General features: G+C 61.1%; 13 protein-coding genes and 1 pseudogene. 10 read left to right on the top strand and 4 right to left on the bottom strand.

The genetic code is table 11. From position 1 onward, the window contains the following. Nucleotides 1–31 precede the first annotated feature (31 nt). The 4 genes from V3W27_RS22540 (at nucleotide 32) to V3W27_RS22525 (ending at nucleotide 2,725) form a co-directional block, all read left to right on the top strand. Entirely contained in the window at nucleotides 32–934 is a 903-nt protein-coding gene (locus V3W27_RS22540) for a chemotaxis protein CheV (protein ID WP_027612166.1), read from the top strand. Between the two features lie 27 nt (nucleotides 935–961). Continuing rightward, the gene (locus V3W27_RS22535; RefSeq protein WP_330207591.1) at nucleotides 962–1,420 is read left to right on the top strand and encodes a GNAT family N-acetyltransferase; all 459 of its coding nucleotides are present in this window, start codon (nucleotides 962–964) and stop codon (nucleotides 1,418–1,420) included. A gap of 145 nt (nucleotides 1,421–1,565) precedes the next feature. Continuing rightward, nucleotides 1,566–1,889, top strand: a complete 324-nt coding sequence (locus tag V3W27_RS22530) for a hypothetical protein (protein WP_007968394.1) — start codon at nucleotides 1,566–1,568, stop codon at nucleotides 1,887–1,889. 86 nt (nucleotides 1,890–1,975) lie between these two features. Beyond that, nucleotides 1,976–2,725 (top strand): YkgJ family cysteine cluster protein, encoded by a 750-nt coding sequence (locus tag V3W27_RS22525; RefSeq protein ID WP_330207590.1) that lies wholly within the window; start codon nucleotides 1,976–1,978, stop codon nucleotides 2,723–2,725. Between the two features lie 139 nt (nucleotides 2,726–2,864). On the opposite strand, the gene V3W27_RS22520 is transcribed toward V3W27_RS22525, so the two are convergent. The 4 genes and pseudogenes from V3W27_RS22520 to V3W27_RS22510 form a co-directional block, all read right to left on the bottom strand. Further along, nucleotides 2,865–3,968 (bottom strand): methyl-accepting chemotaxis protein, encoded by a 1,104-nt coding sequence (locus V3W27_RS22520; RefSeq protein WP_442962673.1) that lies wholly within the window; start codon nucleotides 3,966–3,968, stop codon nucleotides 2,865–2,867. 201 nt (nucleotides 3,969–4,169) lie between these two features. Next, a pseudogene (locus V3W27_RS28265) lies at nucleotides 4,170–4,451 on the bottom strand (PAS domain-containing protein); the annotation flags it as partial. A 149-nt stretch (nucleotides 4,452–4,600) separates the two neighbouring features. Further along, a complete protein-coding gene (locus tag V3W27_RS22515; protein WP_041071739.1) occupies nucleotides 4,601–4,840 on the bottom strand; it encodes a hypothetical protein in 240 nt (79 codons plus the stop codon). Between the two features lie 312 nt (nucleotides 4,841–5,152). Beyond that, nucleotides 5,153–5,515 (bottom strand): DUF6124 family protein, encoded by a 363-nt coding sequence (locus tag V3W27_RS22510; RefSeq protein WP_103369286.1) that lies wholly within the window; start codon nucleotides 5,513–5,515, stop codon nucleotides 5,153–5,155. A gap of 970 nt (nucleotides 5,516–6,485) precedes the next feature. On the opposite strand from V3W27_RS22510, the gene V3W27_RS22505 reads away from it, so the two are divergent. The 6 genes from V3W27_RS22505 (at nucleotide 6,486) to V3W27_RS22480 (ending at nucleotide 14,805) form a co-directional block, all read left to right on the top strand. Beyond that, a complete protein-coding gene (locus V3W27_RS22505) occupies nucleotides 6,486–7,643 on the top strand; it encodes an efflux RND transporter periplasmic adaptor subunit (protein ID WP_330207588.1) in 1,158 nt (385 codons plus the stop codon). Next, nucleotides 7,640–10,741, top strand: a complete 3,102-nt coding sequence (locus V3W27_RS22500) for a multidrug efflux RND transporter permease subunit (protein WP_330207587.1) — start codon at nucleotides 7,640–7,642, stop codon at nucleotides 10,739–10,741. Before V3W27_RS22505 ends, V3W27_RS22500 begins: the two co-directional genes overlap by 4 nt. Nucleotides 10,742–10,750: 9 nt before the next feature. Further along, nucleotides 10,751–11,428, top strand: coding sequence for a heavy metal response regulator transcription factor (locus tag V3W27_RS22495; RefSeq protein WP_007916978.1), 678 nt, complete (start codon nucleotides 10,751–10,753; stop codon nucleotides 11,426–11,428). Continuing rightward, complete coding sequence (locus V3W27_RS22490; RefSeq protein ID WP_330207586.1) at nucleotides 11,418–12,782, top strand: heavy metal sensor histidine kinase; 1,365 nt, start codon at nucleotides 11,418–11,420, stop codon at nucleotides 12,780–12,782. Before V3W27_RS22495 ends, V3W27_RS22490 begins: the two co-directional genes overlap by 11 nt. 287 nt (nucleotides 12,783–13,069) lie before the next feature. Then, nucleotides 13,070–13,291, top strand: a complete 222-nt coding sequence (locus V3W27_RS22485) for a hypothetical protein (RefSeq protein WP_096795481.1) — start codon at nucleotides 13,070–13,072, stop codon at nucleotides 13,289–13,291. A 197-nt stretch (nucleotides 13,292–13,488) separates the two neighbouring features. Then, complete coding sequence (locus tag V3W27_RS22480; protein WP_150368491.1) at nucleotides 13,489–14,805, top strand: OprD family porin; 1,317 nt, start codon at nucleotides 13,489–13,491, stop codon at nucleotides 14,803–14,805. Nucleotides 14,806–14,989: the final 184 nt, after the last annotated feature.

Below are 14,989 nucleotides of genomic sequence, written 5' to 3'. Positions count from 1 at the left end.
CGCCCATCACCTTTTTCCACAGAAGGTTTTTATGTCTTCCAACAAAGCCCGCGCAGATTCACTTTCGCTTCTGCTGTTTACCTTGCGCAGCGGCAAGCTGATGGCGATCAACCTGCTGAAAGTCAGTGAAATCATCCCCTGCCCGCCACTGACCAAAATGCCCGAGTCGCATCCGCACATCAAAGGCATCGCCACCCTGCGCGGCGCGTCGCTGTCGGTGATCGACCTCAGCCGTGCCATCGGCGAGCGACCACTGGAAGACCCGAACGGCGGCTGCCTGATCGTCACCGACGTCAGCCGTTCCAAGCAGGGTCTACATGTGCAGGCGGTGAGCAAAATCGTCCATTGCCTGACCACCGACATCAAGCCACCGCCGTTCGGCTCCGGCGGCTCGCGTGCCTACATCACCGGCGTGACCTCGGTGGACGGCACACTGGTACAAGTGCTCGACATCGAAAAAGTCATTCACAGTATCGCCCCGGCGCAGATCGAAATGGCCCCGACCGACCTGAGCATGGAAGACGCCGAAGTCCTTGGTAACGCACGGATTCTGGTGGTCGACGACAGCCAGGTGGCGTTGCAGCAATCGGTGCACACCCTGCGCAACCTAGGCCTGCAATGTCACACCGCGCGCAGTGCCAAGGAAGCCATCGACTGCCTGCTGGATCTGCAAGGCACCGCGCAGCAGATCAACCTGATCGTCTCCGACATCGAAATGTCCGAAATGGACGGCTATGCCTTCACCCGCACCCTGCGCGAGACGCCGGACTTCGCCCACCTCTACGTGCTGCTGCACACCTCGCTCGACAGCGCGATGAACAGCGAGAAAGCGCGTCTGGCCGGGGCCAACGCGGTGCTGACCAAGTTCTCCTCGCCGGAACTGACCCAGCGCCTGATCGAAGCGGCCAAACACGTCGCCGCCAACGGTCACTGAGTCTTGGGCCAGACATACTGCTTTCTGATGCGGCGCGACCTTCGCCAAGGCGTGCCGCCGATCCACTGGCCGGAAGGCATTGAGCTGAGCACTTATCGCCCGGAACTGGCGGCGGCGGTGCATCAGCTGATGCAACTCGGCTACCGTGAGGGCGGCGGTCGGGTGCCGGCACTGGAGGAATGGCAGAAGCGCTTCGAGAGCGATGCCGAATACGATCCTGAATTGTGCTTTATCGCCCGCGATAACGAAGGCGTGATCGGCGTGGCGCAATGCTGGACCAGTTCGTACATCAAGAATCTGGTGGTGCATCCGCGCGCTCAGGGCCGAGGTTTGGGTCGGGCGTTGCTGTTGAATGCATTCAAGGTGTTTCAGCAAAGGCGCGAAGGATTTGTCGATCTGAAAGTGCTGGAAGATAACCTGCGGGCGCAGCGTTTGTATGAAAGCGCCGGGATGATTGTGGTTCGCCGAGAACTTGTACCGGACTGATCGACCGTTTTCGCGAGCAAGCCCGCTCCCACAGGGGGAACGCATTCCTAATTGTGGGAGCGGGCTTGCTCGCGAAGAGGCCGGCCCAGGCAACTTCTCCCCCTCAGGCATACTCAAACCTTGGCCAAACCAAGGATGCCCAACCATGAAAACCCTCTCCCTGAGCCTGCTCTGCCTCACCGCCCTGGCCTCACAGGCCCACGCCTCCAGCCCCGACGCCTGGGCCGCTTACGATAAAACCGTGCTCGCCAGCTGCACCAAGGCCAGCGGCCTGAAAGACGCCAAACCCGTCGGCACACCCGCGCAATTCGATGACCGCGTCGGCTACACCGCCGTGCTGTTGCAAGGCCAATACCCGCAAAAACACATGAAAGGCCAGCAAGGCACTGAGCTGTGCCTGTACAGCAAAAAGTCGAAAACCGCGTTTGTCACCGAATGGGACTCGATCCGCCCGACCGCCAAGCCTTGAGGGCTGGCGCACAACTTGCTTCGATCAGCCTCAGCCTGGCGACTTTACGTCGCCGTTTCACACTCTGATTGAAGATTGATCGTGCAATGAATACGACGTTTTCCTGCGTCGGTTGCGGCAAATGCTGCACCGACCACCATGTGCCCCTGACCCTCGCCGAAGCCCGCATGTGGGCGGCGGATGGCGGTCAGGTGATCGTGCTGGTGGAGGCCTTTCTCGGCAACGGCCTGGGCCTGCCGGCGCAGCAGCGTGAACACGCCGAACGGCGTTCGCTGGTGGTACGCAGCGGCACGACCGAGGCCCACGTGGCAATCACCTTTGCCGCGTACAACGTCGGGCGCTGCCGGAATCTTGACGAAGAAAACCTGTGCCGTATCTACGAGCGCCGACCGTTGGTGTGCAGGATTTATCCGGCAGAAATCAATCCGCACATCCCGCTCAACCCGGCGGCCAAGGATTGCCCGCCAGAATCGTGGCAACAGGGGCCGCTGCTGATTGTCGGCGGGGAGCTGGTCGATGAGGAACTGCTGGCGTTGATCCAGCGTTCGCGTCAGGCCGATCGCGATGACATCCGGATCAAGGATGCAATCTGCGCGGCGCTGGGGATTCGCACCACGGCGCTCAAGGGCGATGGGTTTACCGCGTATTTGCCGCAGATGGACGCTTTTGCGGCGGTGATCGATCAGGTTTCAGCACAGCCGCTGAATACGGAATCCAGTGAATGGCTGTTTCATTTGTCCGGGGATGATGTGGCCGGGCAGTTGGTGGCGGCCGGGGCGCAGGTAGTGACTGAGCCGGCGCAGACGTATGCGTTTATTTCGCTGCGCGCGGCTTGATCCGGATTTTGTACTGCCTGCAATGGCCGCTTCGGGAGCAAGCCCCCTCCCACAGGGTTTTGAGTTGCACACAGAATAAATGATCAACTCACAAACCTGTGGGAGAGGGCTGCTCCCGAAGAGGCCGGCCCAGATAACCTCAATCCCGAACCTGTCGCCGTCCCCAGAACTCCCGCGCCAGCAACCGCAAATCCCCCGCCAGCCCCGCCACATCTTCAGAATTGCGCTGACTCTGCCGCCCCTCATCCACCGTCAATTCCGACGCCGTGCGAATGCTGACGATGTTGCGATTAATGTCCTCGCTCACCGCACTCTGCTGCTCCACCGCCGCGGCAATCTGCAGGCTCATCTCGGTGATCTGCTCGACCCGCTCACTGATCCCGTCCAGCGCCCGCGCCGCGCGCTGTGCCTGTTCGACGCTGTTATCCACATGCTCGCTGCTCTGCTGCATCACCAGCACTGCATCGCGCGCGCCATTTTGCAGGGTGCTGATCATCCGCTGAATCTCGTTGGTCGATTGCTGCGTGCGTTGCGCCAACCCGCGCACCTCATCGGCCACCACTGCAAAACCGCGCCCGGCATCACCAGCGCGCGCCGCTTCGATCGCCGCGTTAAGCGCCAGCAGATTGGTCTGCTCGGCAATGCTGCGGATCACCTCCAGTACTCCGGAAATCTCGCTGCTGTGGCCTTCGAGCTGATGAATCACCTCGGTCGCCCGCCGCAACTCCTCGGCCAGACGCAACACCGCACTGCGACTCTCGCCGACCAGCCAATGCCCTTCGCGGGTTTCCGTGCCGGCCATGTCCGCCGCCACCGAGGCCTGCTGCGCATGGCTGGCAACTTGCGCGACGCTGGCGGCCATCTGATGAATCGCCGCCACCTGATCGGTTTCCGCCTGTTGCGCCAGCGAACTGTTGTGACTGCTTTGCAGATGATCGACCAATTGCGCCGCATGCCCGGCCAACTGTTGCGACGCATCACCGATGCGCCCGACCACCGCGCCGACCTGGGCTTCGAGCATCTGCAGGGCGAATTCAATCTGGCCGATTTCATCGCGGCGCCCGGTGTAAATGCTCTGACTCAACGGATTGTCCGCGACCTGCCGCGCCCGTTCGCTCAGCCGCTCCAGCGGCCGCAAGATCCAGCGCACGCCGAACGTGCAGAGACTGCTGCCGACAACAAATGCCAGCCCATCGATCCATGCCGACTCCGGACGCAACCAGGCCTCGATCCCCAACACCAGCCCCAGCAACGCACTGGCCAACACCGTGATCCTGCCACGCAGACCTAAAGTGGGCAGCGGCCGCCGTCCCTTCAACTCTCCACGCAACTGCGCGTACACCCGCTCCGCCGCCGCCACCTGCCGTGTATCCGGCCGGGTGCGTACCGACTGATACTCCACCGCCACGCCGCTCTGCGTAACCGGCGTGACATACGCGCTGACCCAATAATGATCGCCATTCTTGCAACGATTCTTCACCAGCCCCATCCACGAGCGTCCGCCCTTCAGCGTCTGCCACATATGCGCAAACGCCTGCGCCGGCATGTCCGGATGGCGCAACAGGTTGTGTGGCGTGCCGAGCAATTCGTCGCGGCTGTAGCCGCTGATCCTGATGAAATCGTCGTTGGCGTAAGTGATCGCGCTGGTCAGATCAGTGGTCGAAAGAATGTTCGCGTCCGGCGCCACATCGACGTTACGGCCGGTTACCGGGAGATTGATCTTCATGGAAAGCGCGCTCGTTTTATGGGAAGAGTCGGCAGGGCTGCTGACTCTAAGCGCACCAATTGGTCAAATATTGATCTGGCTCAGGATCTGAGCACTTAGCCATCACTGCGACCGAAAATCGCAGTCGATGGCTGAAGGCGGGATGAAACTCAGCGCTTGCCCATCGAGCGACGGGTACCCGGCGGCGCCATGCCCGGGGTCTTGGTATGGCCGTTCTTGGCGCCGTTCTTGTACCACGGCTGATTCGAACCCTTGGCCGCCGCCAGTTCACCCGGTTTGAACGGGAACTTGAAAGCCGGAATCTCGGGTTTGGTTTCGCTGGCATCAGTCAGCTCGGCCGGGACATCGCTCACGGCGTCGTCAACCGGCGGTTGGGTCGGGGAAGTCATAAAAGCTCCGCAAAGCAAAAAGTCGGGCCCGAACAGTGAGCCGCGAAGGCGCGCAGTATACCTGCGCGCCTTGCGACAGCACCTGAAGATTTGCAGCGCACGCCGAACGGTTTAGAGGTAGGTGATGGTGCAATGTTTGCCAAATTGGGAATGATCGGTCCCTTTTTGGGACCGGCTGACACCAATAGCCGGCAGAGGTGCGTCGCCCGCACAGGCGTCTTCGCGAGCAGGCTCGCTCCCACAGGTGGACTGCGTTTCAACCTGTGGGAGCGAGCCTGCTCGCGATGAACGATGACGCGGTGCTCGGACGGATCAAGTGCGTGGATCAACCCTATCCAGCGCCCGGTTCACCGCCAGTTCGGCGAGCATGACGATCTGCTGGATCGCCAGCGCCGTGCTGCGTTGCGGGCCGCCGAGTTCATTGGCGAAATTGCTGGCCATGGCACTGGCAGAGGCCAACGATTCGTAAGCGTGGGCGAGCAGGGTTTCGGTGTCGATGCCTGGGTTGACCAGAAACATGGTGCTTGGCTGTCGCGGCTGGACGGGTTGCGGACTGAGGTAAAAGTCGAGCGCGCGTTTGATGGCTTCGCGGTTTTGGGCGAGGTCTTCTGCGCGGATGGCTTCGGCGAGCGGGGTTGTGGTTTCGGGGGGAGGGTCTGGGATCAGTTTATCCATGGTGTAGCTCCTACTTGTATTTGGGAGCCAGCCTTTGTCGTTTCCACACGACAAAAGGTGGCAACTGTGCGCGGGGTGGAAAACCGATAAGTAGGCAACCGGCCAGACCGAAGTCTGCCCACGCACAGCCGCCGCGACGCAGTTTGCAGACGAAAAAAGACGTCGGCAACGATTACGGTGCTGGTGCATTGTTTCTACTTGAATCGGGTTTCCACACCCGATCGCTGAATTTGCAGCGACAACCAAAGACTAGAGACCGCGCTTCCGACGGACAACCTGAAAACCTTGTGGGAAGGTTCTGGTTATTTGGCACAGAATTAAACAGCTCAACGTAATCGGCTGACTGGACAGACCTCTTCGCGAGCAAGCCCGCTCCCACCGTTGAACCGAGTACACCTACCGGAGATTGGTCGGCTACCAGGCCGCCATCGCTGGCAAGCCAGCTCCCACAAAAGAGCAAAAGCGAGATCAAAAGATCGCAGCCTGCGGCAGCTCCTACAGGGAAGATAAGTACAACCCGCACGCGGCGCATGCCGCCCCACTCCAGGATGAGCGCAAGCTCGGCTGCCGCTCTTGATCTTGATCTTGATCCACGGGCGACGTCGGAAGGCTGAGTGGAGGGATTGATCCGGGGTGGGAGCGCAGCGACCGTTTGGCGAAGCCAAACACAGCGAGAGGAGGTGCAGCGAAGCAAACCGTAGGCGCTGCCCCCGGATCAATCCCGGAGCGAAGGAACCCCGAGCCCCAGCGAGCGGGCCGAACGCAGGAGCAAGCCTTTTTGGTTACTTTTTCGGCGTCTGGAAAAAGTGACCCGCCGTAAGGGCGAAACCGTAATCAGCCACACCCGCAGAAACGGATATACACCCCGGCGAAACTGACAGCGCTGACAGCTAGCCGTCACCCTCCTGACCCCCAAACAAGTTTATAAATACCCAACCTGCCCAAACTCCAGCCCTTGGCGCCCCATTTCATGCGAATCAAGAAAAACCAAGCCCTGCTAGCCCTAGTGATCGCCCTGGCCGCCGCAGGCGCATGGTGGGCAATGAAACCCGCCCCGACCAAACTCGCCACCCCCACCGCCATCCCCGTGCGAGTGATAGCGGTCAGCGAAAAAGACGTCCCCCGCTACACCACCGGCATCGGCTCCGTACTCTCATTACACAGCGTCGTAGTACGCCCACAAATAGACGGCATCCTCACCAAAATCCTCGTCAAGGAAGGCCAACTCGTCAAAGCAGGCGACCTGCTCGCTACCATCGACGACCGCTCGATCCGCGCCAGCCTCGACCAGGCCCGCGCACAACTGGGCGAAAGCCAGGCGCAACTGCAAGTCGCCCTGGTCAACCTCAAACGCTACAAACTGCTCAGCGTCGACGACGGCGTCTCCAAGCAGACCTACGACCAGCAACAAGCACTGGTCAACCAACTCAAAGCCACCGCCCAAGGCAACCAGGCCTCGATCGACGCGGCGCAGGTACAACTTTCTTACACGCAGATCCGCTCCCCGGTAACCGGCCGCGTCGGTATTCGTACAGTCGATGAAGGCAACTTCCTGCGCATGACCGACACCGCCGGCCTGTTCACCGTGACCCAGATCGACCCGATCGCCGTGGAATTCTCGCTGCCGCAGCAAATGCTGCCGACCCTGCAGGGCCTGATCAACGATCCGCAGCACGCACAGGTCAAGGCTTACATCGGCGCCGACACCGACGGTGAAACCGGCAACCTGCTCGGCGAAGGTCACCTGACCCTGATCGACAACCAGATCAACGCCAACACCGGCACCATCCGCGCCAAGGCCGAATTCGACAATGCCAGCCAAAAGCTCTGGCCGGGCCTGCTGGTGACGGTAAAAATTCAGACGGCACTGGATAAGAATGCGCTGGTGGTGCCGCCCACTGTCGTACAGCGCGGTCTCGATCAACACTTCGTTTACCGGGTGAGTGGCGACAAAGTCGAAGCCGTACAAGTGCAGATGGTCTATCAGGGTAGTGGCCAGGACATCATCAAAGGCGTGAAGGCCGGTGACGTGCTGGTAACCGACGGCCAGTCGCGGCTCAAACCCGGCTCGACCGTGCAGGTCATGAGCGAGCCGCCACAGGTGGTGCAAGCGGAGCCGAAACCATGAAGGCGCACAAAGGCGTCTCCACCTGGTGCATCGATCACCCGGTCGCGACGATTCTGTTGACCATCGCATTGGTGCTGGTCGGCGTGATTGCCTTCCCGCGCCTGCTGATCGCCCCACTGCCGGAAGCGGAATTTCCGACAATTCAGGTCTCGGCGCAGTTGCCCGGCGCCAGCCCCGACACCATGGCTTCGTCCGTGGCCACGCCGTTGGAGGTGCAATTCAGCGCCATCCCCGGCATGACCCAGATGACCTCCAGCAGCGCGCTCGGCTCCAGCCTGCTGACCCTGCAATTCACCCTCGACAAGAGCATCGATACCGCCGCTCAGGAAGTCCAGGCCGCGATCAATACCGCCGCCGGCAAGCTGCCTAAGGACATGCCGACCCTGCCGACCTGGAAGAAGGTCAACCCGGCCGACAGCCCGGTGCTGATCTTAAGCGTCAGCTCGACGCAAATGCCCGGCACCGAACTCAGCGATCTGGTGGAAACCCTGCTCTCGCGTCAGATCAGTCAGATCGACGGCGTAGGACAAATCAACATCACCGGTCAGCAACGTCCGGCGATCCGCGTGCAAGCCTCGGCCGACAAACTGGCGGCGATCGGCCTGACCCTGGCCGACATTCGTCTGGCGATCCAGCAGACCAGCCTCAATCTCGCCAAAGGTGCGCTGTACGGCGAATCGAGCATCTCGACACTGTCGACCAACGACCAGTTGTTCAAACCCGAGGACTACAGCCAACTCATCGTTTCCTACAAGGACGGCGCCCCGGTTCACCTGCGGGATGTCGCCAAAGTCGTCAACGGTTCGGAAGATGCCTACGTGCAGGCCTGGGCCGGTGATCAACCCGGGGTGAACCTGGTGATCTCGCGCCAGCCCGGCGCCAACATCGTCGAAACCGTCGACCGCATTCAAGCCGCCCTGCCCGGCCTCGAAGCCATGCTCCCGGCCTCGGTGCAGGTGAAAACCCTGATCGACCGCACGCAGACCATCCGCGCCTCGCTGCATGAAGTCGAGATCACCCTGCTGATCGCGATTCTGCTGGTGGTGGCGGTGATGGCGCTGTTCCTGCGGCAGTTGTCGGCGACCATGATTGTGTCGGCGGTACTCGGCGTGTCGCTGACCGCCAGTTTCGCCCTGATGTACCTGCTGGGGTTCAGCCTGAACAACCTGACGCTGGTGGCGATCGTCGTGGCGGTCGGGTTTGTCGTGGACGATGCGATTGTGGTGGTGGAGAACATCCACCGGCATCTGGAGGCCGGCGACAGCATGCGCGAGGCGGCGGTCAAAGGTGCCGGCGAGATCGGCTTTACCGTGGTGTCGATCAGTTTCTCGCTGGTGGCAGCGTTTATTCCGCTGCTGTTCATGGGTGGCGTGGTCGGGCGGTTGTTCAAGGAATTCGCCCTGACCGCGACCTCGACCATTCTGATTTCGGTGGTGGTGTCGTTGACCCTCGCGCCGACGCTGGCAGCGCTGTTCATGCGCAAACCGGTGCACCACGCCCACGACAAACCGGGCTTCAGCGAGCGCTTGCTGGCCTGGTACGAAAAAGGTCTGCGTCGCGCCCTCGCCCACCAGAAGTTGATGATTGGCGTATTCGGCCTGTCGCTGGGACTGGCGATTGCCGGTTACATCTTTATCCCAAAGGGTTTCTTCCCGGTGCAGGACACCGGGTTTGTCCTCGGCACCACCGAAGCCGCTGCGGATATTTCCTACGGCGACATGGTGAAAAAACACTTGGCGATGGCCGAAATCGTCGCCGCCGATCCGGCCGTTCAGGCGTTCTCGCACTCGCTCGGTGTGTCCGGCAGCAACCAGACCATCGCCAACGGCCGCTTCTGGATCGCCCTGAAAAAACGCGGTGACCGCGACGTCTCGGCCAGCCAGTTTATCGACCGCATTCGTCCGCAACTGATGAAAGTCCCGGGCATCGTCCTGTACCTGCGCGCCGGCCAGGACATCAACCTCAGCTCCGGCCCGAGTCGCGCGCAGTACCAATACGTGCTCAAGAGCAACGACGGCGCGACCCTCGCCACCTGGCCCCAGCGCCTGACCGAAAAGCTGCGCAGCATCCCGGCGTTCCGCGACATTTCCAACGATCTGCAACTGGGCGGCAGCATCACCCACATCAGCATCGACCGCAGCGCCGCCGCGCGTTTCGGCCTGACCGCCAGCGATGTCGACGAAGCGCTGTACGACGCCTTCGGGCAGCGCCAGATCAACGAGTTCCAGACCCAGGTCAACCAGTACAACGTGATTCTCGAGCTGGACACCAAGCAACGCGGCAAAGCCGAAAGCCTCAACTATTTCTATCTGCGCTCGCCGCTGAGTGGCGAGATGGTGCCGCTGTCGGCGCTGGCCAAATTCGATGCGCCGACCATCGGCCCGCTGTCGATTGCCCATGACGGCATGTTCCCCGCCGCCAACCTGTCGTTCAACCTGGCGCCCGGCGTGGCGTTGGGCGACGCGGTGATCCTGCTCAATCAGGCCAAGGCCGAGATCGGCATGCCGACCGCGATCAGCGGCAATTTCCAGGGCGCGGCGCAGGCGTTACAGAGTTCGCTGGCCAGTCAGCCGTGGCTGATTCTCGCGGCGCTGGTGGCGGTGTACATCATTCTCGGCGTGCTCTATGAGAGCTTCGTGCATCCGCTGACAATCATCTCGACGCTGCCGGCGGCCGGTCTCGGGGCGGTGATCATGCTGTGGATCTGCGGTCAGGATTTTTCGATCATGGCGTTGATCGGGCTGGTGTTGCTGATCGGTATCGTCAAGAAGAACGGCATCCTGATGATCGACTTTGCCCTGGAAGCCCAGCGCAATAGCGGACTGGCGCCGCAGGATGCGATTTTCGAAGCGTGCCTGACGCGGTTCCGGCCGATCATCATGACCACCCTCGCCGCCCTGCTCGGCGCCCTGCCGCTGATGCTCGGTTACGGCACCGGCGCCGAACTGCGCCAGCCGCTGGGGATCGCGGTGGTGGGCGGCTTGCTGGTCAGCCAGATGCTGACGCTGTTTACCACGCCGGTCATATACTTGTGGCTTGAGCGGCTTTTCCACAGGCCCAAACCAATGCCCACGACGGCACTGGCGACCACAGACTGAGGCAGGGTCATGCGCGTTCTGATTATCGAAGACGAGGAAAAAACCGCGGATTATCTGCACCGCGGTCTGACGGAACAGGGTTACACCGTGGACCTGGCCCGCGACGGCGTCGAAGGCCTGCACCTGGCGCTGGAGAGCGACTATGCGGTGATCGTCCTCGACGTAATGCTGCCGGGCCTGGATGGTTTCGGCGTTTTGCGCGCATTGCGTGCACGCAAGCAGACCCCGGTGATCATGCTCACCGCCCGCGAGCGCGTCGAAGACCGGATCAAGGGCCTGCGTGACGGCGCCGACGATTACCTCGGCAAGCCGTTTTCCTTCCTTGAACTGGTAGCCCGCCTGCAAGCGCTGACCCGGCGTAGCGGTGGCCATGAACCAGTGCAAGTGAGCATCGCCGACCTGTGGATCGATCTGATCAGCCGCAAGGCTACCCGCGCCGGCACCCGCCTGGATCTGACGGCGAAAGAGTTCTCGCTGCTCAGTGTTCTGGCGCGCCGGCAAGGTGAAATCCTCTCGAAAACCGCGATTGCCGAGATGGTCTGGGACATCAATTTCGACAGCGACGCGAATGTCGTCGAAGTCGCGATCAAGCGTCTGCGCGCCAAGCTCGACGGGCCGTTCGACGAAAAACTGCTGCACACGATTCGTGGCATGGGTTATGTGCTGGAGAGCCGTGGTGTCCAGTAATTCGATTGCCCTGCGTTTGAGCGGGATGTTTACGCTGGTGGCGCTGCTGGTGTTTCTGTTGATTGGCGGCGCGCTGTATCAGCAGGTCGACAAAGGCCTGGGTCTGCTGCCGGAAGCCGAGCTGGATGCGCGTTACAGCGTATTGGAGTCGGCGCTCAATCGTTATGGTACGCCTGAGCATTGGGTGAAGATCAACGCCAAGCTCAAGCTGCTCGGCGAGGAAGACAAGCGCATTCGTTTCTGGGTGGTCAGCGGTGATCCCGGTTACGAGTACGGCGCGCCGGACGCGCAAATCCGCGCCTTCGCCAAAGGCCCAACCGGCATGCATGACCTGCAGTTGCCCGAGCATCCTTATCCGCTGAAAGTGCTGCTGACCGAGTTACCCGCCAAGGACCAGCGCCCGCCGCTGCGCTTCATGATCGGCATCGATACCGAGACTTTCCACGAGACTCAGCACAACCTGCTGATCGCCTTGGTCAGCCTGGCCATTGTCGGCGTGCTGCTGGCCTCGGCGCTGGGTTACTGGGTGGCGCGGATCGGCCTCAAGCCGTTGATCAAACTGTCCCACGAAGCCCAGCGCCTGGCGCCGCCACTACGGGCCGGACGCCTGCGCATGTCACCGTTGCCACCGGAGCTGGAGCAGTTTGTCGACTCGTTCAACTCAACCCTGGAGCGGGTCGAACAGGCCTATTCGCGCCTGGAATCGTTCAACGCCGACGTCGCCCATGAACTGCGCTCGCCACTGACCAACCTGATCGGCCAGACCCAGGTCGCGCTGACCCGCGGGCGCTCCGCCGAACACTATTTCGAAGTGCTGCAATCGAACCTCGAAGAGCTGGAACGCCTGCGTTCGATCATCAACGACATGCTGTTTCTGGCCAGCGCCGACCAGGGCAGCAAGGCCACCAAACTGACCGAGACTTCTTTGGCCGATGAAGTCGCGACCACGCTCGAGTACCTGGATTTCATCCTCGAAGACGCGCAAGTGCAGGTGCGCGTGAGTGGCGATGCGCAGGTGCGGATCGAGATCGCGCATCTGCGTCGGGCACTGATCAATCTGCTGAGCAACGCCGTGCAGCACACCGAGCCGGGCCAGGTGATCGAGGTGCGCATCGAAGTTGAAGACCATCAGGTCAGCATCGGCGTGGCCAACCCCGGATCGCCGATTGCCAGCGAGCACTTGCCGCGCTTGTTCGAGCGCTTCTACCGGGTCGATGCCTCGCGCAGCAACAGCGGCAACAACCATGGATTGGGGTTGGCGATCGTCAAGGCGATTGCGCTGATGCACGGTGGCGATGTGTTTGTGCGCAGTGATCGGGGGATGAATACCTTCGGCATCCACCTCCCTGTTTAACTGAAAAGCAAAATCCCTGTGGCGAGGGAGCTTGCTCCCGCTCGGCTGCGCAGCAGTCGTAAATCCTGCACACGCAGTTTGTCTGAATGAACGTGATTGCCGGGTTTAGGGCCGCTTCGCAGCCCAGCGGGAGCAAGCTCCCTCGCCACAAGGAATGGCGTTCACCCGCGGTTGATCTTTGCTTGTGCTGTAACAGTCATTTATGAAAATCACGCTGTTTCTCGGCGCCCGGCAACCTTATCTTTGCCCGCACCAAACAGCACTTGCCAAGCAAGAAGGTTTTCAAGATGTCCAACAGTATGGGTATTGCCAGCGCTTTCGTTTTGTCCTCATTGATCCTGTCGCCGATGGCGATGGCTGAAGAATCGCAAGCGTTCGTAGCGCAGAATGCCGCTCGCGCTCACGCCTTCGAACAGTATCAGGCAGAAGTGATGGCCAAGTCGCAGGACGCCTCGCAAGCCCCTCAAGCCGCCACTTCCCAGGCTCAAGCGGCCGAGAAAGACAGCTGAGTCGCGCACCGCGAAACATTTCCCTCGACGCGGTTGTTTGGCTCTTCCCGTTCAACCGTCGTCCTTCCAGGCCGCTGCCTTTCAGCGGCCTTTTTTCGTTGTGGTCTGAAAGCCGTTTGGTTCGTCTGTAAAAAACAAGAAACATCCCGCACCTCAAGACATTGAAGTGTCAGTTGACCCAAGGAGCTCCATCGCAAGTGCGTTACCCAGTCCGCTTCACCCCGCTGTTCATTGCAATTGCCGCAACGATTGCCCCCGCCGCTCATGCCGACGAAGCCGCCAAACAAGGCTTCATCGAAGGCTCGAGCCTCAACCTCAACGCCCGCAACTACTACATGAATCGCAACCGTCTGCAGCAGACGGACGACAACATCGAGTGGGGCCAAGGTTTTCTCGGGATCTTCCAGTCGGGTTACACCGAAGGCACGGTCGGCTTCGGCATCGACGCCCACGCCATGCTCGGGCTGAAGCTCGACGGCGGTGGCGGTACCGATGGTTCGAGCATCCTGCCGATCAGCGATGGCAACGGCAAAGCGCCGGGCTCGTTCTCGACTGCGGGCGGCACGTTGAAGATGCGCGCGTTCGATACCGAGCTGAAGGCCGGTGACCTGTTCCTCACCAACCCGGTGATTGCCGGCGGTGATTCGCGCATGCTGCCGCAGACCTTTCGTGGCGTGAGCCTGACCAACCACAGCTTCGACGGCTGGATGTTCGAAGGTGGCCAGGCCAGTTTTACCAAGCCGTACAATCAGAGCGGTCGCCAGCGCATCGGCACGTCCTACGGCAAACTCGCCGAGGGCGACGAAAGCCGTCACCTGAACTGGGCCGGCGTGTCCTGGAGCGGCGTCGAAGGCCTGACCAGCAACCTGTACGCCGCCGAGCTGAAGGACATCTGGAACCAGTACTACTACGACCTGGATTACACCTGGCAGTTGAACGATCTGGTCAGCCTCAACCCGGGCCTGCACTTCTATCACACGCAGGACACCGGCGACGCGCTGCTGGGTAACATCGACAACAACACCTACAGCCTGCATTTCACCGTTGGCATCGGCAACCACAGCGTCACCGCTGCGTACCAGCGCGTGAACGGCAACACGCCGTTCGACTACATCAGCCAGGGCGACAGCGTTTACCTCGACAACTCGCAACAGTACTCGGACTTCAACGGCCCGAACGAACGCTCGTGGAAGCTCAAGTACGCCTACGACTTCGCCGGTCTCGGTGTGCCGGGCCTGACTTCGGCGGTTTCCTATTCGCGCGGCACCGTGGACTTGACCAAGGTCGATCCGGGCAGCAAAGGCTATGCCTCGTGGTACAGCGCTGACGGTCGCAACGCCAAGCACTGGGAACGCGACCTCGATCTGAAATACGTGGTGCAGAGCGGTCAGGCGAAAGACCTCGCGGTACGCCTGCAATGGGCGACCAACCGGGGTGGCAACGGTTACGGCGCGATTGATACGGATACCGATGAATACCGGGTGATTGTCGACTACCCGATCAACGTCTTCTAAGATCCCCCCTGCACCACGGTCTTGAATTTAGAGATGTACCCTGTGGGAGCGGGCTTGCTCGCGAATGCGCTGCATCAGTCGACATCAATGTTGAATGACACGGCGTATTCGCGAGCAAGCCCGCTCCCACAATGGAATACCGTCACTGACTTGATGCAACTACGCTAATAAGATCCTCCCAACC

The sequence above is a fragment of the Pseudomonas sp. AM14(2022) genome (assembly GCF_036346455.1).
In the GTDB taxonomy this organism is placed as follows: domain Bacteria; phylum Pseudomonadota; class Gammaproteobacteria; order Pseudomonadales; family Pseudomonadaceae; genus Aquipseudomonas; species Aquipseudomonas putida_A.
Note: the sequence above shows the minus strand (reverse complement) of the source record. Positions and strands in the feature narration are given on the sequence as shown.